The sequence below is a fragment of the Curtobacterium sp. AC273 genome (assembly GCF_979253735.1).
The window spans coordinates 15786-40685 of the sequence record NZ_CEEDDU010000003.1 but is presented as its reverse complement, the minus strand read 5'-3'; the positions used below and the strand labels follow the sequence as shown (position 1 = coordinate 40685).

Sequence of the window (24900 nt, the reverse complement as noted above, 5' to 3'; positions counted from 1 at the left end):
GGAGGCGCGGGGCGGGCCGGCACCGCGCCTCCAGTTGCGTCCTCCACAGGCTCCAGACCGGCGGGTGCGATCCACAGGTCGCGCGCGGCCTGCGCGCCGCCGCCGCGCAACCGTGGGAGAATCGTCCGACCGTCCGACCCACCTGAGGAACCGTGAGCCCACAAGCAGCCACCCCGCTCGAGCCCGCCGCGACTCCGGCCGAGTCGATCCGCAACTTCTGCATCATCGCGCACATCGACCACGGCAAGTCGACGCTGGCCGACCGCATGCTGCAGATCACCGGCATCGTCGAGGACCGCGCGATGCGTGCGCAGTACCTCGACCGCATGGACATCGAGCGCGAGCGCGGCATCACGATCAAGTCGCAGGCGGTCCGGATGCCGTGGGAGCTCGACGGCAAGACCTTCGCGCTCAACATGATCGACACGCCCGGTCACGTCGACTTCTCGTACGAGGTCTCGCGCAGCCTGGCCGCGTGCGAGGGCGCGATCCTGCTCGTCGACGCCGCGCAGGGCATCGAGGCCCAGACGCTCGCGAACCTGTACCTGGCGCTCGAGAACGACCTCGAGATCATCCCGGTGCTCAACAAGATCGACCTGCCGGCGGCTGATCCGGACAAGTACGCGGCCGAGCTCGCGCAGCTGATCGGTGGCAAGCCGGAGGACGTCCTGCGCGTCTCGGGCAAGACCGGTGTCGGCGTGCCGGAGCTCCTCGACCGTGTCGTCCGCACCGTGCCGAACCCGGTCGGCGACGTCGACGCGTCGCCCCGCGCGATGATCTTCGACTCGGTCTACGACAGCTACCGCGGCGTGGTGACCTACGTGCGCATGATCGACGGCACGATCCACCCGCGCGAGAAGGTCCAGATGATGTCGACCAAGTCGACGCACGAGATCCTCGAGATCGGGGTGTCCTCGCCGGAGCCGAAGCCCACGAAGGGCCTGTCGGTCGGCGAGGTCGGCTACCTCATCACCGGCGTGAAGGACGTCCGTCAGTCGAAGGTCGGCGACACGGTCACGACGGCACAGAAGCCCGCGACCGAAGCGCTGCCCGGCTACACCGACCCGAAGCCGATGGTCTTCTCGGGCCTGTACCCGATCGACGGCTCGGACTACCCGGACCTCCGCGAAGCGCTCGACAAGCTCAAGCTGTCCGACGCCGCGCTCGTGTACGAACCCGAGACCTCGGTCGCGCTCGGCTTCGGGTTCCGCTGCGGCTTCCTCGGCCTGCTACACCTCGAGATCATCACCGAGCGTCTCAGCCGCGAGTTCGGCCTCGACCTCATCACCACCGCCCCGAGCGTGATCTACGAGGTCACCAACGAGGACAACACCACGACCGAGGTCACGAACCCGTCCGAGTTCCCCGGCGGCCGCATCGTCGAGGTGCGCGAGCCGATGGTGCGCGCGGCGATCCTCGCGCCGAAGGACTACGTCGGCGCGATCATGGAGCTCTGCCAGTCGCGGCGCGGGTCGCTGCTCGGCATGGAGTACCTCGGCGAGGACCGCGTCGAGATCCGCTACGAGATGCTCCTCGGCGAGATCGTGTTCGACTTCTTCGACCAGCTGAAGAGCAAGACGCAGGGCTACGCGTCGCTCGACTACGAGCCCACCGGCGACCAGGCGGCCGACCTCGTGAAGGTCGACATCCTGCTGCAGGGCGAGCAGGTCGACGCGTTCAGCGCGATCGTGCACCGCGACAAGGCCTACGCGTACGGCACGCTCATGACCGAGCGGCTCCGCAAGCTCATCCCGCGCCAGCAGTTCGAGGTGCCGATCCAGGCAGCCATCGGCGCCCGCATCATCGCCCGCGAGAGCATCCGGGCGATGCGCAAGGACGTCCTCGCGAAGTGCTACGGCGGTGACATCACCCGCAAGCGCAAGCTGCTCGAGAAGCAGAAGGAGGGCAAGAAGCGCATGAAGATGGTGGGTCGCGTCGAGGTGCCGCAGGAAGCCTTCATCGCCGCGCTCTCCGGCGACGTGGAAGAGAAGAAGAAGTAGGTCGCGCCTGACGCGTCCGGCCCGTCAGGGCTTTCGCGTTGCGGCGTCGTGCCCGTCAGGACGCGCCCGTCAGGACGTGCGCGCGGCGCGGGCCCGGTAGGCGGCCAGTGCGAGGGCCGGGAGGCTCGCCGCGGCCAGTCCCGCCAGTGCGGTCCGCAGGATGACCAGTCCGGCGGCCGCGTCGTAGTCCGGCTGCGCCGCCGCGGCGAACCCCGCCACCACGGCGCCGATCACCATCGCCAGCGTGCCGATCCCGAGCACCGTCGGAAGCGTTCGTGCGCAGTAGCCGCCGCACCGCCAGCACCAGGGTCGCTCCGAACAGCAGCACGCCCGCTCCGCGCTGCACGCACCGAACGCGGCGATGGCGTTCGCGGTGTCGAACACGTCCCAGTCGCTCGGCGGCGCTGACACGTACGTGCCGGGGCCCCGAGGCCGGCCGTCGCCCACTCGACCGCGGCGCGTGCGCTCGTGGCGAGCCCGAACGCCGCGAGCGTCAGCACGGCGAACGCAGCCGTCATGCGGTCGACGGACCGGGGGCGGGCAGGGGTGGAGCGGGGCACGGCCCAACGATAGGGGCGTGGCGGGCGGGTGTCGGGCCTCCAGTTCGGGGCTCGTGCGGAAACCGGACGGCGCACTGCGCAGGTGGCCCCCCGGCGGCCCGCGCCGGTTCGTCCTCGGGTGAACCGCCCCGGTACGATTGCGTGCATGAGTACCCGCGGGAGCTACCGGACCGCCCTGACGTACGGAGCCGTGGGCGCGACCCAGGCGCCGGACCTCATGACGTACCCGCCGGAGGGGTTCACCCCCTCCGAGTCCCGGGCCCGCATCGGTCACGGCGACCAGCGGTTCGAGACCGCGGTGACGCAGGCCCTGACGTGGCAGATCCAGCAGCGCAGCGGCATGGGTGTACAGGTCGAGGAGCAGCCGGACGACGACGAGGTCCGCTACAACCCGGTGACCTTCGACGAGGCCGGCGTGCCGATCGCACCCGCCTCGATCGGGACACCTCGCGTCGAGAAGTTCGCACCGGACGGCACGCCCCTCGTGACGGCGGGGACGAGCGCGACGCTGACGATGCACGCGTTCGGCCGGACGGTGCACGCGCCGGTGCGGGTCGTGTCGATCATCGACGAGAACGACCGCAAGGGCTTCGCGTACGGCACGCTCGAGGGGCATCCGCTCTCGGGCGAGGAGTCGTTCGTGGTCGAGCGGACGCCGGACGGCTCGGTGTGGCTGCAGATCCGGCAGTTCTCGCAGCCGTCGAGCCGGCGGTGGCAGTTCGTCGCCCCGCTGCTCCGTCGCCAGCAGAAGGTGATGGCGGAGAAGTACCTGGCCGCGCTCCGCGGCGACTAGGCGTGCGTCAGCCGCGGGGTCACGAGACGGGCCGCAGCGGCGGCAGGGCGGCGATGGCGTCCTCGATGAGCTGCGCGTCGTCGACGCAGTTCCGCGCGATCGTCACGGCACCCGTGGCCCGGAGCGACTCGACGTCGTAGACCCCGGTGGCGACCGCCAGGAACGGGATGCCGACGGCGTTCGCGGCCTCACCGTCGCGCGGGGTGTCCCCGACGATCACGGCACGGGTCCCGGCCAACGCCGACGCCGCGCGGGCGGTGACCCCGGTGCGTTCGACCTCGGCGTCGCCGAAGAACGAGTGGTCCCAGTCGAACGCGTCGGGGTCGAAGCCGGCGCCTTCGAGCTTGACCCGGGCGCGGTACTCGGAGTTGCCCGTGAGCAGCCCGTTCCGCCAGCCGAGCTCGGCGAAGCGTGCGACGAGGGCGATGGTGCCCGGAGCGGGGCTGCGGTGGTCACCGGAGCGGTGGCGTTCCTCGGTGAGGTCGCGCAGGTGCCGGGTGACCGTGGGGATGAGGGCGTCGTCGAACTGGTGCGCGCGGACGTGCTCCGCGATGAGGCCGGCGTCGGTCCGGCCGTGCTGGTGTCCGACGCGCAGGACGAGGTCGCGGCCCACCGCCCGCTCGAGCGCGAGGTGGTAGAGGTTGCCCGGCGACGAGGCGTTCATCACGAGGGTGCCGTCGATGTCCCACAGCACCGTGGTGGGGACGGGGTGGTGCTCCATGCCTCCATCATGGCGGACAATGGAGTCCATGCCGAGTGCTCTCCCGATCGCCGATCCCGCCCCCGCGGACGGCCTGATCACCCCGGCCTCCGGCGCCGGCGACGTCCCGTTCGGCGTGTACGTGCACGTGCCGTTCTGCCGGGTGCGCTGTGGCTACTGCGACTTCAACACCTACACCGCGTCCGAGCTCCGTGGCGTCCGTCGCGACGACTACGCCGGGCACGCGGTGCGCGAGATCGAGTGGGCCGCCCAGGTCCTCGACCGCTCGGGGGTCCCGCGGCGTCCGGTGTCCACGGTGTTCTTCGGTGGCGGCACCCCGACGATGCTGCCCGCGTCCGACCTGGTGATGATCCTCCGTGCGATCGACGACACGTGGGGCATCCTGCCCGGTGCCGAGGTCACGACCGAGGCGAACCCCGACTCGGTGGACGCCGCGTCACCTCGAGACCCTGCGGGCCGGCGGGTTCAACCGGGTCAGCTACGGCATGCAGTCGGCCGTGCCGCACGTGCTCGCCACGCTCGACCGCACGCACGACCCGCTCCGGGTCCCCGTCGTCGTCGACCTCGCGAAGCAGCAGGGACTCGACGTCTCGCTCGACCTCATCTACTCGACGCCGGGGAGTCCCTCGCCGACTGGCGCACCTCGCTCGACGCCGCGATCGCCTGCGAGCCCGACCACGTGTCGGCGTACTCGCTCATCGTCGAGGACGGCACCGCGATGGGCCGCATGGTCGCCCGCGGCGAGCTCCCGGCGCCGGACGACGACCTGGCCGCCGACATGTACGAGCTCGCCGACCAGGTGCTCGGCGACGCCGGGTACTCCTGGTACGAGGTCTCGAACTGGGCCCGGGGCGCGGAGCACACCAGCCGCCACAACCTGTCCTACTGGAAGGGTCACGACTGGTGGGGCGTCGGCCCGGGCGCGCACTCCGCGGTCGCCGGCACCCCGCTGGTGGAACGTGAAGCACCCGGCCGCGTACGCGAACCGGGTGCTGTCGGGGGAGTCGCCCGCCGCCGGTCGCGAGACCCTCGACGACGAGACCCGGTACGTCGAGCGCGTGCTGCTCGCGGCGCGGGTCCGCGGGGAGCTCGCGACGTCGGAGCTGGACCGGGAGGCCCGTGGTCGCGTCGCCGGCCTCATCGCACGTGGTCTCGTGGACGGGTCGGCCGCGGTGCGGGGACGCATCGACCTGACACTGCAGGGTCGCCTGCTCGCGGACGCGGTGGTCCGCGAGCTGCTCGACTGAGCGGGCGTCGCCGTTACGGCTTGACGAACTCGATCGAGAGCGGGTAGCGGTAGAACTCGCCCCGGTTCGCGGCGACGGCGGCCATGATCCCGAAGATGATCGTGACGACTCCGATGACCGGGATCAGGATGGCGCCGATCAGCACGATCGTCAGGATCCCGGCGACGACGTACGCGATCGCCATCGTGATGTGGAAGTTGAGCGCGACGCGGGTGTGCTCGCGGATGAACCCGCCGCGGTCGCGGAGCACGAGGTACGCGATGAGCGGTGCGATGAAGTTGAAGAAGATGCCGCCGATGTGGGTGAGGGTGGCCCAGAGGCGCTGGTCCTCCGGGGACATCGGCTGCGGCGGCGTGTAGCCCCCGGGGTACTGCGGGCCACCGGGGTTCTGGGGGCCACCGGGTCCGCCGGTCCAGCCCGGTCCTCCGGGCTGTCCGGGCTGCTGTCCGTAGGGTCCGCCGGGCTGCTGTCCGTAGCTCATGGCGGAAGCGTATCGGCAGGCTGTGGAGAAGTCCCGGTCCGTCGGTGGTCGGGCGTAGGATCAGCAGTCGACACGTCCGAGTGCCAGAACGAGTGGAAGGGGTCCGGGTGGTCAGCGAACGCTCCCTCGAGGTCCTCAAGGCCATCGTGCGGGACTACGTCGCCTCGCGTGAACCGGTGGGGTCGAAGACGATCGTCGAGCGGCACGCCTTCGGGGTCAGCGCCGCGACGATCCGCAACGACATGGCCCAGCTCGAGGACGAGCAGCTCATCGCCGCTCCGCACACCTCCTCCGGCCGGGTCCCGACCGACAAGGGCTACCGGGTGTTCGTCGACCACCTCGCCGGCGCCCGCCCGCTGACGAGCGCCCAGCGCCACGCGATCGAGACCTTCCTCGGCGCGCCGAACGACCTCGACGAGGTCCTCGGTCGCACCGTCCGGCTCCTCAGCCAGCTCACCAACCAGGTCGCCCTGGTGCAGTACCCCTCGATGGTGCGCGCCCGGGTGCAGCACATCGAGCTCGTGCGCCTCGGCGACGACCGCCTGATGGTCGTGCTCATCACCGACACCGCCCGGGTCGAGCAGCGCGTCGTCGAGACCGACGTCATGCTCGACGAGGCCGGGCTCACCGAACTCCGCGCCGTCGTGAACGGTGCGACCGTCGGGCTCCTGCTGCAGGACGTCGCGACGGCGCTCCGCGCGGTGCCGCAGCAGATCCGGCCGGACGCCCAGCCGCTCGCCGGGGTCGTCGTGGCCACGTTGATCGAGCAGGTCGCCGCCAACCGGCAGGACCGCCTGGTCATGGCCGGCGCCGCCAACCTCGCGAAGAGCGAGCAGGACTTCTCCGGTGGGCTCTTCCCCGTGCTCGAGGCGATCGAGGAACAGGTCACCCTGCTCCGCCTGTTCGGCGAGATGCAGATCGACGACGTCGCCGTGGCGGCCCGGATCGGCGTCGAGAACGCCGAGTACGGGCTCGACGCGACGAGCATCGTGGCCGGCGGCTACCTCGCCCGTGGCGAGGTCGCCCGGCTGGGCGTCCTCGGACCCACACGGATGGACTACGGCACGAACATGGCCGCCGTCCGTGCCGTCGCACGGTACCTGTCCAAACTCCTGGGCGAACATTGACCGGACCGAACTGGAGCCGATCGCACGCCGGACGCGGGGCGACCCGCTGAGGCGATCCGCGCCTCCCGGCCCACCAGCAACCACCTGATCAGCGGCGACCGCCGCACCGAACCGAACCGACTGAGGGATACGTGGCAGACCACTACGACGTCCTCGGCGTCCAGCCGGACGCCTCCGATGCCGACATCAAGAAGGCGTACCGCCGACTGGCGCGCGTACTGCACCCGGACGTGAACCCGAGCCCGGACGCCGCCGAACGCTTCAAGGACGTGACGCACGCGTACGACGTGCTGAGCGACCCCGAGCAGCGCCGACGCTACGACGCGGGGCCCCAGGCGGACAGCCCGTTCGGCGGCGGCGCCGGCGGCTTCAGCGACATCTTCGACGCGTTCTTCGGCGGCGGCGCCGGCGGCGGCGGCCGAGGCAACGGCCCGCGCAGCCGGGCCGAGCGCGGGCAGGACGCCCTCCTCCGGATCGAGGTCGACCTCGACGAGGTCGTCTTCGGCACCCACAAGGACGTCGAGGTCGACACGGCCGTGCTCTGCGAGACGTGCGGCGGTTCGTGCGCGGCCCCGGCACCCACCCGCAGACCTGCGACATCTGTGGCGGCACCGGGCACATCCAGCGCCAGGTCCGCTCGCTCCTCGGCAACGTCGTGACGAGCGCGCCCTGCGGCACCTGCCGCGGCTACGGCACCGTCATCCCGAACCCGTGCCCCACCTGCCAGGGCCAGGGTCGTGTCCGCGCCCGTCGCACCGTGCCGGTCGACGTGCCCGCGGGTGTCGACTCGGGGCTGCGGCTGCAGATGCCCGGTCAGGGCGAGGTCGGGCCGGCGGGGGGACCGTCGGGCGACCTCTACCTCGAGATCCGGGTGCGCCACCACGACGTCTTCAGCAGAGAGGGCGACGACCTCCTCGCCACGCTCGAGGTCCAGATGACCGACGCGATCCTCGGCACCACGACGACGATCGACGGGCTCGACGGTCCGGTCCAGCTCGAGCTCCGACCCGGCGTGCAGAGCGCCGACGTGCTCGTCATCAAGGACCGCGGGATCACGAAGCTGCGCGGCAACGGCCGTGGCGACCTCCGGGTCGGCGTGCAGGTCGTGACGCCGATGAAGCTCTCGCACAAGGAACGCCAGCTCGTCGAGCAGCTCGCGAAGTCGCACAAGGCCGCGAAGCCGCAGCTCGCCCGGTTCCAGCAGGGCATGTTCGGCAAGCTCCGCGACCGCTTCTTCAACTTCTGATGGCGTCGCTCTACCTCGTCGGGTCGCTCGACGGCGTCGCGGTCGGCGACTCGGTCCTGCTCGACGGGGCAGAGGGTCGGCACGCGGTCGCCGTGGCCCGGGTCCGCGTGGGGGAGACCCTGCGCCTCTCGGACGGTCGCGGCACCGTCGTGACCGGCGCGGTGTCCACGCTGGGGCGTGACACGCTCGAGGTCCTCGTGGCCGCGGTCGAGTTCGCCCCGGCCCAGCGTCCGTCGCTCACGCTGGTGCAGGCGCTGGCGAAGGGCGGCCGCGACGAGATGGCGGTGCAGGCGGCGACCGAGATCGGCGTCGACCGCATCCTGCCGTGGTCGGCCGCGCGCAGCGTCTCCCGGTGGGACGGCGCGAAGGTCGAGAAGGGCCGAGCGCGCTGGGAAGCGATCGCGCACGAGGCCTCGAAGCAGGCGATCCGGTCGTGGGTCCCCGTGGTCGAGGCGCCGGTGACGACGGCGGCGCTGGCGGCTCTCGCCGGTGGTGGTGCAGCTGCTGGTGCTCCGCGTGCCGGTCCTGGTGCTCGACCCGGTCGGCGACGTCCGGCTCTCGGCGTGGGAACCACCCGCCGACGTCGACGAGATCGTCCTGGTCGTCGGGCCGGAGGGCGGGATCGACGGTTCCGAGTTCGACCGGCTGGTCGACGCCGGGGCCGTGCGGGTCCGTCTGGGCGACACCGTGCTGCGGACCTCGACCGCCGGACCGGCCGCGTTGGCAGTCCTCCAGACGCGGCTCGGACGCTGGTAGCCGGATCGGGAAGGCCGGGCGTCAGCCCCGCGTTCTACGATGGAGCCATGAGCACCAGCACGCCCAGCGTCTTCACGAAGATCATCGCGCGCGAGATCCCGGCGACCGTCGTCGCCGAGGACGACCGCGTGATCGCGATCGAGGACATCGCGCCGAAGGCTCCCGTCCACGTGCTCGTCGTCCCCAAGACCCAGCAGTACGCGAACGTCGCCGAGCTCGCCGCAGGCGACCCGGACCTGCTCGCCCACGTGGTCGCCACCGCCCAGCGCATCGCCGACGAGCGTGCCGGCGGCCAGTTCCGTCTCGTCTTCAACACCGGCGAAGCCGCCGGTCAGACCGTGTTCCACGTGCACGCGCACGCTACTCGCAGGTGACCTGCAGGAAGGCAACATTGCCGGCTAACGAACCAGCACCCTCCCCGACCGAGCCGACGGACGTCACCGTCGAGATCCAGGTCGACGGCATCGCGATGGTGCAGCTGCTCGGACCCCAGGACCGACTGCTCAAGACCGTCGAGCGGCAGTACCCCGGTGTGCGGGTGCTCGTCCGCGGCAACGAGGTCTCGCTGTCCGGACCCGAGCGGGACGTCACCCGTGCCCACGCCCTCGTCGACGAGCTCGTCGGCATGGTCAAGCGCGGGCAGGACATCGGCCCGTCGGACATCCCCGTCTCCGCGCGGCTCCTCGACGAGGACCGCAAGCCGTCGGACACGTTCGGCACCCCCGATCGTGTCGAGCCGCGGCAAGTCCGTGCGCCCGAAGACCGACGGGCAGCGCGCCTACGTCGACGCCATCGACGAGCACACCATCACGTTCGGCATCGGCCCCGCCGGTACCGGCAAGACCTACCTGGCGATGGCGAAGGCCGTGCAGGCACTGCAAGCGGCGCGAGGTGAGCCGGATCATCCTGACGCGCCCCGCGGTCGAGGCGGGCGAGCGGCTCGGGTTCCTGCCCGGCACGCTGACCGACAAGATCGACCCGTACCTGCGCCCGCTGTACGACGCGCTCAACGAGATGATGGACCCCGAGCTGGTCCCGAAGCTCCTGGCCGCGGGCACGGTCGAGGTGGCACCGCTCGCGTACATGCGCGGTCGGACGCTCAACGACTCGTTCGTGATCCTCGACGAGGCCCAGAACACCACGCCCGAGCAGATGAAGATGTTCCTGACCCGGCTCGGGTTCGGGTCGAAGATGGTCGTCACGGGTGACATCACCCAGGTCGACCTGCCGGGCAACCTGTCCGGTCTCCGGCTCGTGACGCGCATCCTCGACCAGGTCGACGACATCCACTTCGCCCGGCTCGGCAGCGAGGACGTCGTCCGCCACACGCTCGTCGGCCGCATCGTCGACGCCTACACCGTCTACGACGAGGAGCGCCTCGCCGAGCAGTCCGGGCACCGCCCGGGCGGCCGCGGCACCGCGCCCGTCGGCGACCCCGCCGGTGCGAACCGTGCCGAGCGACGGGGGCGTCCGCCGCAGGACCGCCAGGGCTCCCCGTACCCCCAGAACGACGCCCGAGGAGGCAACCGGTGAGCATCGAGCTCAACAACGAGTCCGGTGTCGAGGTCGACGAGGCAGCCATCCAGCGCCTCGCCGCCTTCGCGCTCGACGCGCTGCACGTCCACGCCGACGCGGAGCTCGCCATCGTGCTGGTGGACGAGGGGGCGATGGAGCAGCTGCACGTGCGGTGGATGGACGAGCCCGGCCCCACCGACGTGCTGAGCTTCCCGATGGACGAACTCCGTCCGGGCACCGAGGACGAGCCGACGCCCGCCGGGCTGCTCGGCGACATCGTGCTCTGCCCCCAGGTGGCCGAGGAACAGGCGAAGACCGCCGGCCACTCGAGCACCGACGAGATGCTCCTCCTCACCTGCCACGGGATCCTCCACCTGCTCGGGTTCGACCACGCCGAGCCGGAGGAGAAGGCCGAGATGTTCGGTCTGCAGGGTGAGATCCTCACCGCCTTCGCCGCCCAGCGCCGAGGACGGTGACCTGATGCTGCTCGTCACCGGGCTGCTCGCGGTGGCGTTCGTGCTCGTCGTCCTCGGCGGCCTGCTCGCCGCCTCCGACGCCGCGCTCTCGGTGGTGTCCCGCGCTGACCTCGACGAGATCGCCCGCGGGAGCAAGCACCGCCGTGCGATCGAGGCGATCGGCGACGACGTCGGCGCGCACGTCAACGCCCTCAACTTCTTCCGCGTGCTCGCCGAGACCGCCGCGGCCGTGCTCGTCACCATCGCGCTCGTCATGGTGTTCGACACCTGGTGGGTCGCGCTGATCGTCGCCGCGGCGATCATGACCGCGGTCTCGTTCGTGCTGGTGGGGTCGAGCCCCCGGAGCGTCGGGCGCGCCCACGCCGAGCGGCTGATCGGGTCGACCGGGGGCATCGTCCGGGGAATCCGCATCGTGCTGGGTCCGCTCGCCGGGCTGCTCGTCGTGATCGGCGACCGGGTCACTCCGGGTCGTGGGCGGAGCGCGTCCACGGTGTCGAGCGAGGAGCAGCTGCTCTCGCTCGTCGACGAGGCCACCGAGAGCAACGTCCTCGAGCAGGACGACCGCGAGCTCATCCACTCGGTGTTCGAGTTCAGCGACACCCTGGTGCGCGAGGTCATGGTGCCGCGCACCGACATGACCACCGTGGACGGCTCGGACACCCTGGGCGCGGCGATGGAGCAGTTCCTCGCCGCCGGGGTGTCCCGCATGCCGGTCACGGGCAAGGACAGCGACGACGTGCTCGGTGTGCTGTACCTGCGCGACGTCTCCCGCGCGCTGTACGAGCGTCCGGGGTCCGGGGCTCAGCGCGTCACCACCATCCTGCGACCGGCCGAGTTCGTACCGAGTCGAAGGCGGCCGACGACACCCTGCGCCACATGCAGGTCGCGAAGAACCACCTCGTGCTCGTCGTCGACGAGTACGGCGGGGTCGCCGGGCTCGTCACGATGGAGGACCTCATCGAGGAGCTCGTCGGGGACATCTCCGACGAGTACGACCGCGCCGTGGTCGACCGCGTCGAGGTCGAGCCCGGCACCTGGCGCATCTCGGCACGCCTGCCCATCGACGAGCTCGGCGACCTGTTCGGCATCGAGCTCGAGGACGACGACGTCGACACCGCCGGCGGTCTGCTCACCAAGGAACTCGGACACCTGGCCGTCCGCGGAGACACCGTCACCGTGTCCGGTCTGGTGCTCACCGCCGACCGGGTCGAGGAGCAAGCGCCGCCACCTCATCACCGTGCTCGCCGAGCGCACCCCGGAACTCGCCGGCGTCGAGGACGCCTTCGACGACGCGACACCCACCACGACGGGAACCCCGCACGCATGACCGACACCACCACCCCCACCACCGGCGAGCCCTACCGCGCCGGCTTCGTCTCCTTCGTCGGCCGTCCGAACGTCGGCAAGTCGACGCTGACGAACGCGCTCGTCGGCGAGAAGGTCGCCATCACGTCCTCGAAGCCGCAGACCACCCGCCGGGCCATCCGCGGCGTGGTGCACCGGCCGAACGGGCAGGTCATCATCGTCGACACCCCGGGTGTGCACCGTCCGCGCACCCTGCTCGGCGAACGGCTCAACGACCTCGTGCAGTCCACCCTCGGCGACGTCGACGTGATCGGGTTCTGCGTGCCGGCGAACGAGCCGATCGGGCCGGGCGACAAGTTCATCAACGACACGCTCGACCAGTACCCGCGCGCCAAGAAGGTCGCGATCGTGACGAAGATCGACCGCACCTCGAAGGACGCCGTCGGCGCGCAACTGCTGGCGGTGTCGAAGCTCCGCGAGTGGGACTCGATCATCCCCGACGTCGGGCACGAAGGGCTGCAGCTCGAGGTGCTGCTCGAGGAGATCACGCAGCTCCTGCCCGAGTCCCCGCAGCTGTACGACGCGTCGACCGTCACCGAGGAGACCGACGAGGAGCGCATCGGTGAGCTCATCCGTGAAGCAGCGCTCGAGGGCGTCCGCGACGAACTGCCGCACCTCGCTCGCCGTCGTCATCGAGGACATCGTCGAACCGGACGAGGACGACGACGCCGACGATCCGCTGCGCATCTTCGGCGAACCTGTTCGTGGAGCGCGACAGCCAGAAGGCGATCGTCATCGGGCACAAGGGCGAGCGTCTGAAGGACGTCGGCTCCCGTGCCCGCGTCGAGATCGAGTCGCTGCTCGGCGGTCGGCACGTGTACCTGAACATCCGGGTGAAGGTCGCGAAGGAGTGGCAGCGCGACCCGAAGCAGCTCGGGCGGCTCGGCTTCTGACCCGCTGCTGGTGACCCGCCGCGGCTCGCCGTCCCGGGTCATCCGCGGGACGGACGCGCGCTCGGTCTCCGCGACGTACCGTGGGGTGGTGTTCCGTCCCACGCTGCGCGTGCAGATCACCACCGACGTCGTCATCGCCGTCGTGCTCGGTGCGCTCGTGCTCGTCACCACCGCCGGCGGCATGCGACACGCCGCTCGAGTACGTCACCCTCGCCGGGCTCAAGGTGGCGCTGGCGCTCCGCCGCCTCTCCACCGGGGCTGGCGCTGACCGCCGCGTGGGTCGTCGCCCTGTTCGAGCTGATCGCCCCGCAGACCCCCGGCATCGCGAACGTGTTCATCTCGGGTGTCGTCTACACGACCAGTCGGTACGGCAGCCGGCGCGTCCGCATCGCCGGACTGGTCTCGGCGATCATCGGCCCGGTCGTCGCCGCTCTCTACTTCGGGCTCGAGGACTACTCCCACCGGCGGGACATCGTCACCGCGACGACCCCGCAGGAGGAGTCCTTCCGGGTCGCGGTCACGTACTTCGCCGTCGTGCTCCTGCTCCTGCTCCTGCCGTGGCTCGCCGGCGTGATCGGCCGGACCCGGCGGTCCGCGAGCATGAGCCGCGAGGCCCAGCTCCTCGCCGAGCGCGACGCCGCCCGCGCCGACCGCGCCGTCGCCGTCGAGCAGGAGCGCGTCCGCATCGCCCGGGACATGCACGACATCGTCGCCCACTCCCTGGCGGTCGTGATCGCCCAGGCAGACGGGGCACGGTACGCTGAAGGCCGACCCCGCGATCGCCGACGAGGCCCTCGGCACGATCTCGACGACCGCCCGTCGTGCGCTCGGTGACGTCCGGGAGCTCCTCGGCGCACTCCGCCACGAGCAGGGCACCGCGCCGACCCCGGACCTCGACGACATCGACCGGCTCGTGCGCGAGATGCGCGAGGTGGGGCTCGACGTCCGCGTCGAGCGCGAGGGCGATCCCGCCGGCCTGCCGACGGCCACGCAGCTCGCCGTGTACCGGATCGTGCAGGAGAGCCCGACGAACGCGTGGAAGCACGGCGAGCCCGGCACGCCCGTGCACGCAGCCCTGACCTACCGCCCCGACACCGTCGAGATCAGCGTCGTGAACCGCCGCGCAGACGACGGCACCCGCGGCCACGGCACCGGTCACGGCCTGGTCGGCATGCGCGAACGTCGCCGCCATGACCGGCGGCACGATGACGGCCGGCGCGCGTGGCGACGACTTCGCGGTCTCCGTCCGGATGCCGGCCGTGCCCGCCAGCGGCCAGATGCCACGTGGACTCGTCCCGACCGGGACGCCCAGCACAGCACCACTCACCTCGACGCCCCAGGAGCGACCCGCCTGATGAACGACACTCCGATCCGCGTCGCACTCGTCGACGACCAGGCGCTCTTCCGAACCGGCATCCGGATGCTCATCGACTCCCAGCCCGACCTGCGGTTCGTCGGCGAGGCCGGGGACGGCGCCGAGGGTGTGGAACTCGTCCGTCGTGGCCGCCCGGACGTCGTGCTCATGGACGTCCGGATGCCGGTGATGGACGGCATCACCGCCACGTCGAAGATCGTGGAGGACAGCGGCGCGGACGGCGCGAAGGTCCTGGTCCTGACCACGTTCGACTTCGACGAGGCGGCAGCGAAGGCCATCCGGGCCGGGGCGAGCGGCTTCGTGCTGAAGGACGCCGACCCGGAGTTCCTGCTCGCGGCCATCCGCACCGTCCACGCCGGCACCGCGGTGTTCGCGGCATCGGCCACGCGGGAGCTCCTGCGTCGCTACGACGACACGACGCAGCAGGCGGCGAACGTGCCGGCCGCGTTCGCCGACCTCACTCCGCGGGAGCGCGAGATCTTCGACCTCGCGGCGCGGGGGTTCAGCAACAGCGAGATCGCGCAGCACGAGTACGTCAGCGAGGCGACCGTGAAGACCCACATCTCGCGGGTGCTCACGAAGCTCGAGCTGCGCGACCGGGTGCGGCTCGTGGTCTTCGCGCACGAGCACGGCCTGGTCACGAAGGCAGACTGACGGTCATCCGCTCGGATGACTTCCCCACAGGGAAGCAAGCCGAGCGGATCATCCACAGGAGCCGACCGACCGACGCGGGGCGTGCCTCCCGGCCGCCATGGTGGTTCCATGACCACCAGCCACGCACCGATCATCCGACTCGACCACGTGTCCAAGCACTACGGCGACGGCGCCCAGGGTGACGGCGCTCGACGACGTCAGCGTCGACATCGGCGCGGGCGAGTTCACCGCCGTGATGGGGCCGTCGGGCTCGGGCAAGTCCACGCTCATGCACGTCGCTGCCGGACTGGATGCGGTGACGGACGGCCGGATCACGATCGACGGCGTCGACATCACGGGGCTGGGCGACAAGGACCTCACCGAACTCCGGCGGCGCCGGCTCGGGTTCGTCTTCCAGTCGTTCAACCTGGTGCCGACGCTCGACGTCAGCGAAAACATCCGGCTGCCGTTCCTGCTCGGCGGCCACAAGCCCTCACGCGAGGAGTCCGCCTGGATCGACCAGCTCGTCGGGATGCTCGGGCTGGGCAACCGTCTGACGCACCGTCCGCACCAGCTGTCCGGCGGGCAGCAGCAGCGCGTGGCGATCGCACGCGCCCTGGCCTCCAGGCCGGCCGTCGTCGTGGCGGACGAACCGACCGGTGCGCTCGATTCGCGGACCGGTCGTGACGTCCTGCAGATCCTGCGCGGGGCCGTAACGACTGGGGGCAGAGCGTGGTCATGGTCACCCACGACCCGATCGCCGCGGCCAACGCCGACCGCATCCTGTTCCTGGCGGACGGCCGCGTCGTCGCCGACCGCCCCGCGATGGACCCCGCCGAGATCTCCGCCACGATGCTCGGGATGGAGGCAGCAGCATGAACGGCGTCCGCGCCTTCGCGCCGACCGTCCTGGTCGCGGCACTCGGCACCACGTTCGGCTCGGCCCTCGTCATCGCCCCCGGGATCGTGACCGAGGCGCTGTCCGCCACCGGCTTCGCCGAACTGCGATCCGTCGAGGCGATCCTCTCCGTCATCGGCGCGGTTGGCCCTCGGCGTCGCCCTCTACGTCGGCGCGATCGTCACCGCGAACACCTGTGCGACGCTCATCGCCGGCCAGACCCGCATCATCGCGCTGCAGCGCCTTGTGGGCGCCACCGGGCGTCGCTGCGCGGACGGATCACCCGGACCGGTCTGGTCGTGGGAGTCCTCGGGGGCCTCATCGGTGCCGTCGCGGGCACCGGCCTCACCGCGTTGTTCGTGGTGATCCTCCGCGGCAACGGCTTCCTGCCCGACACCAGCTACACGATGCTGCCGTGGCAGCTCGTGCTGCCGATCGCCGCCGTCGTCCTCGCCACCTGGGGCGCGTTCGGCGTGGGGTCGCGCCGGGTGCTCACGGTCACGCCGCTGCAGGCGCTGTCCTCGAGCGTCGAGCCCAGCCACGACGACGTCCGCTCCGGGCGAGGCCGGACGGTCCTGGCCGTCGTCCTCATCGTCGTCGGGGCGGTCCTCATGGGGGTCGGACTCGTCGGGAGCTCCGCATCGCCCGTCGCCGTGCTGCCCGCGGCCCTCGGGGGCTTCGTCTCCTTCGCCGGGATCGCCGTGGGTGCCACGATCGTGATGCCCCCCTCCTCCGCAGCTCATCGGCCGGATCGGCTCACGCGACCCGGTCGTGCTGCTCGCCGGTCGGAACGCCATGCGGGCGCCGGGCCGGTCCTCGCGTGCGACCATCGGCCTCGTCATCGGGGTCACGCTGCTCGTCACCTTCGCGGTGACGCTCGGCATCACGCAGCACGTCCTCGAGACGCAGCTCAACGCGCAGTTCAAGGGCGGCGGCCGGAGCAGCTCCGCTCGCTGCAGGACTTCTTCAGCAAGCTCAACGCCGTCGTGAGCGTCATCGTCGGGTTCTCCGCCGTGATCGCCGCCGTCGGGGTCGTGAACGCCCTCGCGCTCGGCGTCCTGCAGCGACGCCGTGAGCTCGGGCTGCTGCGGGTCCTCGGGCTCACCGGGGCGCAGGTCCGACGGATGATCGTGACCGAGGCCGTGCAGATGGTCATCGCGGCGGTCCTGACCGGGCTCGTGCTCGGTGTGGTCTACGGGTGGATCGGCGGGCAGACGCTGCTCGGTTCGCTCGGCAGCCCGATCGTGCCGGTGATGCCGCCCGGGACGATCGTCGTGGTGGTGGTCGGCGCCCTGGCCCTCGCGGTCGTGGCGACCGTCGCGCCCGTCCGCCGCGCGATGCGCGTCCCGCCGACGGAGGCGCTCGCGGTCGACTGACCGGCGCCCTGGTCGCGACCCCTGACGGCCTGGAGGCGCGGTGCCAGCTGGCACCGCGCCTCCAGGCCGTCGCCGTCTGCGCGCGGGCGATCGCACGACGCGCTTGTACTCACCGGGGCGCAGGCCCGACGGATGATCGCGAGCGACGCCGTGCAGATCGTCGTCGCGCCTGTCCTGACCGGGCTCGTGCTCGGCATGGTCCACGGGTGGATCGGCGGGCAGACGCTGCTCGGTTCGCTCGGCGCCCCGGTGACGCCGGTGCTGCCGCCGCTGACGATCGGCGTCGTCGGGGCGTTGGTGCTCGCGGTGGTGTCGGCGGTGCGGGTGCCGCCGACGCAGGCGCTCGCGGTGGACTGCAGCGATTCGTGGTCGTCCGACCAGGGCTCGGGAATGGTCGCCGCTGCGGCTGGTCGCGATAGTCTTGGTGATATGTTGAATACCAGTTGTTCTCACCGTGTCCGCAGGGGCCTCGTCGCCGGAGGTGGGCTCCTGATCGTCGTCGCCGCCGGACTCTCGGTCCCCGACGCCGCCGCTGACGCCGCCGAATCCACCGACCCGGCGCGATCGCAGCCCGGCTCGGCCTTCATCCAGCACGTCGCCGACGATCGGTTCGTCCTCTTCGACGGGACGACGGCGATCGACGACGAGGGACGCCGCGAACTCACCGGTCGCGACTTCACGTCCGCGCAGCAAGCCGCGTCGGCAGCCATTGCCGACGGTGTCGACGCGTGGACCTTCCCGGCGCGCGGAACGGCGGGCCGGATCACCTTCGACGGTGAGTGCCTCATCGGCGAAGGGCTCGTGTGGCGGAGCTCCGCCAGTTCCTGGACCCCGTACGGCCACCTCTTCTTCTTCCCCTGTGACGCGGCGACGGCAGAGACAGCGGACGTGGCGGATGGGGGACGACGGATCGATCAGCGCGTCGCGGATGCGGTGTTCGACGGCCGAGCACCCGATCGCCCGGACGCTTCCGTCTACCTGCAGGTACAGCGGACTCGACCTCTCGCATGTCGTGGGGTGCGACTGCGGCACCGGGCGTCGCCTCCGTCGCCGAGGGTGCCGGCGCCGAGGTCGACAACGGAGGCCTCGCCGCGTCCACGGTCCCGACCACCTCAGCTGGACCGAGCATCCCCGGTCCGGGTGCCCGCGATGGTGGAGGTGCAGGCACAGGTCACGTCGCTGACGGGGGAGTTCGAGTTCACGGCGCCGGAGGGTACGTCCTTCACCCGCGGTCAATCGGTTCCCGTCGGGTACCGACCAGACGCGTCGGGCTGGCAGCTCGGGCCCCACCCCGAAGACGTCGAGGTCAGCGCCGACGGATCGACCTTGACGGCGCACTTCCGTTCCGTGGGGAACATCGATCTCGAGGCCGGTGCGCTCCTCCGCGTCCTGCCTGAGCTCCGGGTCGACGCTGGCGCTCCGGTGCGGCGGTCGCCCTGCGCGGAGCGTTCCGTGGTGACACCGAGCACGGCGCGTTCGCGATCGACACCACCTCCGCGGTGGCCATCCCGTCCGCGGCCGCTGTCCGGAGCGCCGGCAGCGACGGGAGTGTTCCCGACGGACGTCACGAAGTGGGCGGAGATCATCGGCACCGCCGACGTCGGTGCGACCGTCGTGGCGCGGACGCCCGAGGGAACGCAGATCGCCTCGACCCAGGTGTCGAACGCCGATGGCTCCTACGAACTCGCCATCGACCCGTCGAAGGTCGGTGCCGGTGACGTCGATCTCCTCGTGACGCAAACCGTCGGGGAAGACGTCTCCACGGCGACGGGGGTTCGTCTCTCCTACGGACAGAACACGCCGAGGTTCTCGTTCCCGACCGAGGGCAGTACGGTGCTCTTCTCAGAGCTGAGCCTCCGCGGTACGGGGAATCGTGGCGGCGTGATCTCCGTGTCCGGCACGGACTTCTCGAACGATCTCGGTCTGGGGAGCACCTCGGTCGACGACGACCTCCGGTGGTCGGTGGACACGGCAGCAGGGGTCGTGCTGCCGTCTGGCCCCTACCAGCTCTGGGTCAGTCAGCGGACGAAGGGTGGAAAGGTGGCGTTCTCAGGGGGTCAACGTCACCGTGCGGCAGCAGGGTCCGGTCCGCGCCGACCGCGAGCGGGATCTTCCCCGCTGACGTCGCCGAGTGGGCCAGCGTCATCGGCGTCGCTCAGCACGCCGCGACCGTGACCGTGCGCGACGCCGACGGAACCCAGGTCGTCGAGGTCCACGGTCGCCACGGCGAAGGACGGCGCGTACGAGGTCAGCTGTCGACCCGACCAAGGTCAAGGAGCGGGCTGGACGAGCCTCATCGCTGACCTCGACGTCCCGGGCGGAGCGACGTCCGAGCCGACCGAGGTCCGGCTCACGGCCTACGGAGACGACTCGGTGGCGTTCACGGGGACCGAGGACGGCGCGACGATCAGTGGCGACGGCCTGAGCCTGAGCGGATCGGGTGTCAGCGGCGGGCTCGTCCAGCTCAACGGGACGGACTTCTCGCAGGACACCGCCATCGGGAGCGCCCGGGTCGTCGACGGCGGTGGACGGTGACGAACACCTCGCTCCGACTTCCGGAAGGGCCGTACCAGCTGTGGGCTGCACAGCGGACGAAGGGCGGGAAGATCGAGGTCGCCGGCATCAACGTCATCGTCGCCCCGTCGTCGGACCTCCCCGCGCCCCGCGCCGGGGGGTACTTCCCCGAGCGCATCGATGAGTGGGCGGGCATCGGTGGCCTCGGCAGGGTCGGAGCCACCGTCATCGCGAAGGACGCGGACGGTGTGTCGTCGGCTCGACCCGGGTGGCTGACCCGTCCGGGACGTTCAACATCGGAATCGACCCGACGCGGGTCGGCTCGGGACTCGTGCGCCTCACCGTCTCGCAGAGCCTCGAGGGAACGGAGTCGCCCGGCACACCGGTGACCCTCGACTACGGCGACGCGGGGGAGTTCGCCTTCCAGACGCCGTCGGACGGGTCGATCGTGCGCGGCGACGGGGCACTGACCTTCACCGGCTCCGCGTCCGACGACTCGTCGATCCGGGTGACGGGGACGGACTTCGCGACGGACAGCGTCTTCGGGGAGGCCGTGGTGTCGGGCGGTCGTTGGACGGTGACGGCGGGTGTCGACCTCCCTTCCGGCGCGTACCAGTTCTGGGCGACCGCGCGGACGAAGGGCGGCAAGCTCCACTTCACTGCGGTGAACGTGACCGTCGAGCGCTGACCAGCGGACCCGTGGTGACGCGGGACGGGACGGATCGGGACGAGCAGGCGCGCCGGTGGCTTGCGCGCGGGAGCCAGGGCAGGCCCCGGACCTTCTGGTCCGTCTGCCTGGCAGAAACGCCTCGGGCCGCCGCCCGGGCCTTCCGTTCCCGTCACCGGGGCCCCGTCGCCTCCGCCTCGATCACACGACGAGCACGCGAGGCCCCGTCGCCCAGTGCTACGGTGGTCGTCAAATGCACGCTGCGCTGCTTCTCCTTCGCTGCCGCGACGAGGCCTGACACACCGGCCCACCTCGTCGCGGAGTCCGTCGTGGCCGCACACCCCACCACACGACGAAAAGTGCGACACCATGCAGAACACGCAGCGCCCCTCCGGGATGCCGATCCACAAGTACGTCCCGTTCCACGAGCAGATCCGAGTCGAGCTCCCGGACCGCACCTGGCCGACGAAGCGCATCGAGCAGGCCCCGCGCTGGTGCGCCGTCGACCTGCGTGACGGCAACCAGGCCCTCATCGACCCGATGGACGCCGAGCGCAAGCGCGCCATGTTCGACCTGCTCGTCCGGATGGGCTACAAGGAGATCGAGGTCGGGTTCCCGAGCGCCTCGCAGACCGACTTCGACTTCGTCCGCTCGCTCATCGACGAGGGCGCGATCCCGGACGACGTCACGATCCAGGTCCTGACCCAGGCACGCGAGCACCTCATCAACCGGACGTACGAGGCGATCGACGGCGCGAAGCAGGCCATCGTCCACCTCTACAACTCGACGTCGATCGTCCAGCGCGAGGTCGTCTTCCGCACCGATGTGCAGGGCGTCGTCGACATCGCGGTGTCCGGCGCGAAGCTCTGCAAGGCTGCCCGAGGCGACGCTGCAGCACGACACGACGGTGTTCTACGAGTACTCGCCGGAGTCCTACACGGGCACCGAGCTCGAGGTCGCGGTCGAGATCTGCAACGCCGTGCTCGAGGTCTTCGAGCCCACCCCGGACCGCAAGGTCATCATCAACCTGCCCGCCACGGTCGAGATGGCGACGCCGAACGTCTACGCCGACTCGATCGAGTGGATGTCGCGTCACCTCGCGCACCGCCAGGACGTCATCCTGTCCCTGCACCCGCACAACGACCGCGGCACCGCCGTGGCCGCCGCGGAGCTCGGGTACATGGCCGGCGCCGACCGCATCGAGGGCTGCCTGTTCGGCAACGGGGAGCGCACCGGCAACGTCGACCTGGTCGCCCTCGGCATGAACCTGTTCACGCAGGGCATCGACCCCGAGATCGACTTCTCGGACATCGACCAGATCAAGCGCACCGTCGAGTACTGCAACCAGCTGCCCGTGCCGGAGCGGCAGCCGTGGGCGGGCGACCTCGTCTACACGGCGTTCAGCGGCTCCCACCAGGACGCCATCAACAAGGGCTTCGACGCCATGCGGGCCAAGGCCGACGCAGCGGGCAAGACGATCGACGAGATCGAGTGGGCGGTGCCGTACCTGCCCGTCGACCCGAAGGACATCGGCCGCTCGTACGAGGCCGTCATCCGCGTGAACTCGCAGTCCGGCAAGGGCGGCGTGGCGTACCTGCTCAAGACCGACCACGCCATCGACCTGCCCCGGAAGCTGCAGATCGAGTTCTCCGGGGTCGTGCAGCAGCGCACCGACGCCGAGGGCGGCGAGTTCTCGTCCGAGCGCATCTGGGACCTGTTCCGCGACGAGTACCTCCCCGCGGACGACGAGTCCGACAAGTGGGGCCGGTACGAGATCACCAAGACCGCGACGTCGAGCGACTTCGACGGCACGACCAAGCTGTCGGTCGCGATGCGCGTCGACGAGGGCTCGGTCGAGGCGGACGCCGTCGGCACCGGTCCGATCGACGCGTTCCTGACCGTGATGCGGGAGCAGGGCGTCGACGTCACGCTGTACGACTACATGGAGCACACGATGAGCGCCTCCGGTGACGCCAAGGCCGCCTCGTACGTCGAGTTGGACGTCGACGGCGTGCGCCTCTGGGGCGTCGGGATCGACGCCGACATCAGCGACGGCGTCGCTCAAGGCGATCGTCTCGGCCGTCAACCGCGCGGTGCGCGCGGGCGCGGCGTCCGGTGCGCCGGAGCTCGTCTCGGCCTAGGCGCCGCGCGGCTCCGGTCGCACCCTGCCTGGAGACATCGCGCCCCCTCACCAGGGGGCGCGATGTTCGTGTGGGGGTGCGATCGCGTGCACTGGACGCGTCCACGGCCTGGAGGCGCGGTGCGGGTCGGACGCGCACCGCGCCTCCCGGCCTGGTCGCGTCGCGTCCGTGCCCGTTCCTTCCCAGAACGGGTGCGATGGGTGGTGGAATCGGGGCGTACGTGGTGGGAAGAATCGACCGAGTACGCCCGGAACGACCGAGTACGCCCGGAACGACCGAGTACGCCCGGAACGACCGAGTACGCCCGGAACGACCGAGTACGCCTGGAACGACCGAGTACGCCCGGAACCACCAGGCGGGCGCGTGGGGCGGGGCGGCGCGGGGTGTCGGTGCGGAGGGGGATACTGGGGGGATGCCGCTGTACCGGGACGAGTGCGTCGTGTTGCGCACCCACAAGCTCGGGGAAGCGGACCGCATCGTCACCATGCTCAGCCGGCAGCACGGCAAGATCCGGGCGGTCGCGAAGGTGTGCGGCGGACCGCGTCGAAGTTCGGCTCCCGGCTGGAGCCCTTCATGGTCGTCGACGCCCAGTTCTACGAGGGGCGCTCGCTCGACATCGTCACGCAGGCCGAGTCGCTCGGCTCGTACGGCGCCCAGATCGTCGCCGACTACGGGGCGTACACCGCCGCCAGCGCGATGGTCGAGACCGCCGACCGCCTGAGCGAAGCGGACGCCGGGCTCCAGCAGTACCTGCTGCTCGTCGGCGCGCTCCGGTCCCTGTCCCGCGGCGAGCACGTGTCGAGCGCCACGCTCGACTCGTACCTGCTCCGCGCCATGAGCATCGCCGGGTGGGCGCCCTCCTTCAGTGACTGCGCGGTGACCGGGGACCCCGGGCCGCACTCCGCGTTCGTCGTGCAGCTCGGCGGGGTGGTCGCCGACCGGGCCGCGCCCCCCGGAACGCCGCGCCTCGACCCGGACACGCTGCACCTGCTCGGGTCGCTCCTCGCCGGGGACTGGCGCGTGGTCGACGCCGCCGACGAACGGACGCGTTCACGCGCCTCGGGCGTGGTGGCGGCGTACGCCCAGTGGCACCTGGAACGATCACTCCGGTCGTTGCCGCACGTCGACCGCTCCGAGCACCCCGCCACCGTCGCACCGACGCCCGGCGGCGTCCCGGCCGCGGTCGCAGCGACCCCCGCCCCTGCCGTGCCGGCGCCCGACCCGTCCGAGTCGGTGCCGACCGAGGCCCCGTCCGAGTCCGAAGGAACCCCGCCATGAGCCCGCGCGCCTCCCGTCGGTACGCCGAGTCCGAGCCGCTCCGGCCCGTCGACTGGACGGGGGAGCAGCCGCCAGCGATCCCGCTGCAGTTCGTGCCCGAGCACGTCGCGATCGTGATGGACGGCAACGGCCGGTGGGCGAACCAGCGTGGGCTCACCCGGGTCGAGGGGCACCGCGCGGGCGAGGCCTCGTTGCTCGACGTCGTCGCCGGGGCCGTGCAGATCGGCGTGAAGCACGTGTCGGCGTACGCGTTCTCCACCGAGAACTGGAAGCGCTCACCCGACGAGGTCCGCTTCCTGATGGGCTTCAACCGCGAGGTCCTGCACCGCCGCCGCGACCAGCTGAACGCCTGGGGCGCGGATCCGGTGGGCCGGGCGCCGCCCACGACTCTGGCGGAGCGTCATCGACGAACTGCAGACCGCGGAGCGGATGACCGCCGACAACGACGTCTGCACGCTGACGATGTGCGTCAACTACGGCGGCCGGAACGAGATCGTCGACGCCGTGCGGGAGGTGGCCGAGGACGTGGCAGCGGGGCGCCTGAAGCCGAACCAGGTGACCGAGAGGGCCCTGGCGAAGCGGCTGTACGTGCCGGAGCTGCCCGACGTGGACCTGTTCCTGCGGAGCTCGGGGGAGCAGCGCACGTCCGAACTTCATGCTGTGGCAGTCGGCGTACGCCGAGATGGTGTTCCTCGACCGGCTCTGGCCGGACTTCCGTCGCACCGACCTGTGGGGAGCGATCGAGCAGTACGCACGCCGCGACCGACGGTTCGGCGGGGCGGTGGACGCGCCCACCGCCTGAGGCGGGCGGCCCGACGGCGGCGAGCCGCGCCTCCAGG

General features: G+C 71.2%; 15 protein-coding genes and 12 pseudogenes. 24 read left to right on the top strand and 3 right to left on the bottom strand.

All coding sequences use genetic code 11. From position 1 onward, the window contains the following. Nucleotides 1–152 precede the first annotated feature (152 nt). Nucleotides 153–2000 carry a translation elongation factor 4 gene (gene lepA / locus ACZ8AI_RS04845; RefSeq protein ID WP_464856942.1) on the top strand — a complete coding sequence of 616 codons (1848 nt, stop codon included), beginning with the start codon at nucleotides 153–155 and terminating at the stop codon, nucleotides 1998–2000. A gap of 69 nt (nucleotides 2001–2069) precedes the next feature. On the opposite strand, the gene ACZ8AI_RS04840 is transcribed toward lepA, so the two are convergent. Next, on the bottom strand, nucleotides 2070–2384 hold the full coding sequence (locus ACZ8AI_RS04840) for a hypothetical protein (RefSeq protein WP_464856940.1): 315 nt from the start codon (nucleotides 2382–2384) through the stop codon (nucleotides 2070–2072). Nucleotides 2385–2705: 321 nt separating this feature from the next. On the opposite strand from ACZ8AI_RS04840, the gene ACZ8AI_RS04835 reads away from it, so the two are divergent. Further along, nucleotides 2706–3353: a DUF1990 family protein gene (locus tag ACZ8AI_RS04835; RefSeq protein WP_071293019.1), complete on the top strand. Its 648-nt coding sequence runs from the start codon at nucleotides 2706–2708 to the stop codon at nucleotides 3351–3353. Between the two features lie 19 nt (nucleotides 3354–3372). Here ACZ8AI_RS04835 and ACZ8AI_RS04830 read toward each other — a convergent pair whose 3' ends face one another. Then, nucleotides 3373–4104, bottom strand: a complete 732-nt coding sequence (locus tag ACZ8AI_RS04830) for an HAD family hydrolase (protein WP_464856938.1) — start codon at nucleotides 4102–4104, stop codon at nucleotides 3373–3375. On the opposite strand from ACZ8AI_RS04830, the pseudogene hemW reads away from it, so the two are divergent. Beyond that, nucleotides 4103–5321: pseudogene (gene hemW, locus ACZ8AI_RS04825) on the top strand (radical SAM family heme chaperone HemW). The gene ACZ8AI_RS04830 and the pseudogene hemW overlap by 2 nt on opposite strands. Before the next feature lie 13 nt (nucleotides 5322–5334). Here hemW and ACZ8AI_RS04820 read toward each other — a convergent pair. Further along, nucleotides 5335–5802 (bottom strand): DUF4870 domain-containing protein, encoded by a 468-nt coding sequence (locus ACZ8AI_RS04820; RefSeq protein ID WP_254786141.1) that lies wholly within the window; start codon nucleotides 5800–5802, stop codon nucleotides 5335–5337. 107 nt (nucleotides 5803–5909) lie between these two features. On the opposite strand from ACZ8AI_RS04820, the gene hrcA reads away from it, so the two are divergent. The 21 genes and pseudogenes from hrcA (at nucleotide 5910) to ACZ8AI_RS04715 (ending at nucleotide 24863) form a co-directional block, all read left to right on the top strand. Beyond that, a complete protein-coding gene (gene hrcA, locus ACZ8AI_RS04815) occupies nucleotides 5910–6929 on the top strand; it encodes a heat-inducible transcriptional repressor HrcA (RefSeq protein ID WP_464856936.1) in 1020 nt (339 codons plus the stop codon). A 131-nt stretch (nucleotides 6930–7060) separates the two neighbouring features. After that, a pseudogene (gene dnaJ, locus ACZ8AI_RS04810) lies at nucleotides 7061–8175 on the top strand (molecular chaperone DnaJ). After that, a pseudogene (locus ACZ8AI_RS04805) lies at nucleotides 8175–8594 on the top strand (RsmE family RNA methyltransferase); the annotation flags it as partial. The pseudogenes dnaJ and ACZ8AI_RS04805, both read left to right, overlap by 1 nt. Before the next feature lie 384 nt (nucleotides 8595–8978). Next, a pseudogene (locus tag ACZ8AI_RS04800) lies at nucleotides 8979–9333 on the top strand (histidine triad nucleotide-binding protein). 67 nt (nucleotides 9334–9400) lie between these two features. Next, nucleotides 9401–10464, top strand: a pseudogene (locus ACZ8AI_RS04795) (PhoH family protein). Continuing rightward, nucleotides 10461–10922: an rRNA maturation RNase YbeY gene (gene ybeY, locus ACZ8AI_RS04790; RefSeq protein WP_022907665.1), complete on the top strand. Its 462-nt coding sequence runs from the start codon at nucleotides 10461–10463 to the stop codon at nucleotides 10920–10922. Before ACZ8AI_RS04795 ends, ybeY begins: the two are co-directional and overlap by 4 nt. Before the next feature lie 4 nt (nucleotides 10923–10926). Next, nucleotides 10927–11691: pseudogene (locus ACZ8AI_RS04785) on the top strand (CNNM domain-containing protein); the annotation flags it as partial. Between the two features lie 107 nt (nucleotides 11692–11798). Next, nucleotides 11799–12077: pseudogene (locus tag ACZ8AI_RS04780) on the top strand (transporter associated domain-containing protein); the annotation flags it as partial. Nucleotides 12078–12245: 168 nt separating this feature from the next. After that, nucleotides 12246–13180, top strand: a pseudogene (era, locus tag ACZ8AI_RS04775) (GTPase Era). Nucleotides 13181–13268: 88 nt separating this feature from the next. Further along, a complete protein-coding gene (locus tag ACZ8AI_RS04770; RefSeq protein WP_464856933.1) occupies nucleotides 13269–13448 on the top strand; it encodes a hypothetical protein in 180 nt (59 codons plus the stop codon). Then, nucleotides 13439–14014 (top strand): histidine kinase, encoded by a 576-nt coding sequence (locus ACZ8AI_RS04765; protein WP_464857194.1) that lies wholly within the window; start codon nucleotides 13439–13441, stop codon nucleotides 14012–14014. The genes ACZ8AI_RS04770 and ACZ8AI_RS04765 overlap by 10 nt, the downstream gene beginning before the upstream one ends. Nucleotides 14015–14534: 520 nt before the next feature. Further along, on the top strand, nucleotides 14535–15209 hold the full coding sequence (locus ACZ8AI_RS04760; RefSeq protein ID WP_071293008.1) for a response regulator: 675 nt from the start codon (nucleotides 14535–14537) through the stop codon (nucleotides 15207–15209). 108 nt (nucleotides 15210–15317) lie between these two features. Beyond that, nucleotides 15318–16067: pseudogene (locus ACZ8AI_RS04755) on the top strand (ABC transporter ATP-binding protein). Further along, nucleotides 16064–17461 carry an ABC transporter permease gene (locus tag ACZ8AI_RS04750; protein ID WP_464856931.1) on the top strand — a complete coding sequence of 466 codons (1398 nt, stop codon included), beginning with the start codon at nucleotides 16064–16066 and terminating at the stop codon, nucleotides 17459–17461. Before ACZ8AI_RS04755 ends, ACZ8AI_RS04750 begins: the two are co-directional and overlap by 4 nt. Nucleotides 17462–17593: 132 nt before the next feature. Beyond that, nucleotides 17594–19636, top strand: coding sequence for an Ig-like domain-containing protein (locus ACZ8AI_RS04745; RefSeq protein ID WP_464856929.1), 2043 nt, complete (start codon nucleotides 17594–17596; stop codon nucleotides 19634–19636). A gap of 198 nt (nucleotides 19637–19834) precedes the next feature. Further along, complete coding sequence (locus ACZ8AI_RS04740; protein WP_464856927.1) at nucleotides 19835–19996, top strand: hypothetical protein; 162 nt, start codon at nucleotides 19835–19837, stop codon at nucleotides 19994–19996. A 247-nt stretch (nucleotides 19997–20243) separates the two neighbouring features. Then, nucleotides 20244–20663, top strand: coding sequence for an Ig-like domain-containing protein (locus ACZ8AI_RS04735; protein ID WP_464856925.1), 420 nt, complete (start codon nucleotides 20244–20246; stop codon nucleotides 20661–20663). Nucleotides 20664–21011: 348 nt separating this feature from the next. Continuing rightward, nucleotides 21012–22783 (top strand): annotated as a pseudogene (leuA, locus tag ACZ8AI_RS04730) (2-isopropylmalate synthase). A 196-nt stretch (nucleotides 22784–22979) separates the two neighbouring features. Further along, nucleotides 22980–23371, top strand: a pseudogene (gene recO / locus ACZ8AI_RS04725) (DNA repair protein RecO); the annotation flags it as partial. Next, the gene (gene recO / locus ACZ8AI_RS04720) at nucleotides 23357–24061 is read left to right on the top strand and encodes a DNA repair protein RecO (RefSeq protein WP_464857191.1); all 705 of its coding nucleotides are present in this window, start codon (nucleotides 23357–23359) and stop codon (nucleotides 24059–24061) included. The pseudogene recO (ACZ8AI_RS04725) and the gene recO (ACZ8AI_RS04720), both read left to right, overlap by 15 nt. Then, nucleotides 24058–24863: pseudogene (locus ACZ8AI_RS04715) on the top strand (isoprenyl transferase). The gene recO (ACZ8AI_RS04720) and the pseudogene ACZ8AI_RS04715 overlap by 4 nt, the downstream one beginning before the upstream one ends. Nucleotides 24864–24900 lie beyond the last annotated feature (37 nt).

Excerpts from the sequence above, each read along its gene's own strand:
- ACZ8AI_RS04835 (WP_071293019.1), top strand. The coding sequence starts at position 2,706 with ATGAGTACCCGCGGGAGCTACCGGACCGCCCTGACGTACGGAGCCGTG.
- ACZ8AI_RS04830 (WP_464856938.1), bottom strand. The coding sequence starts at position 4,104 with ATGGACTCCATTGTCCGCCATGATGGAGGCATGGAGCACCACCCCGTC.
- ACZ8AI_RS04820 (WP_254786141.1), bottom strand. The coding sequence starts at position 5,802 with ATGAGCTACGGACAGCAGCCCGGCGGACCCTACGGACAGCAGCCCGGA.
- ACZ8AI_RS04760 (WP_071293008.1), top strand. The coding sequence starts at position 14,535 with ATGAACGACACTCCGATCCGCGTCGCACTCGTCGACGACCAGGCGCTC.
- ACZ8AI_RS04750 (WP_464856931.1), top strand. The coding sequence starts at position 16,064 with ATGAACGGCGTCCGCGCCTTCGCGCCGACCGTCCTGGTCGCGGCACTC.
- ACZ8AI_RS04745 (WP_464856929.1), top strand. The coding sequence starts at position 17,594 with ATGATCGCGAGCGACGCCGTGCAGATCGTCGTCGCGCCTGTCCTGACC.
- recO (WP_464857191.1), top strand. The coding sequence starts at position 23,357 with ATGGTCGTCGACGCCCAGTTCTACGAGGGGCGCTCGCTCGACATCGTC.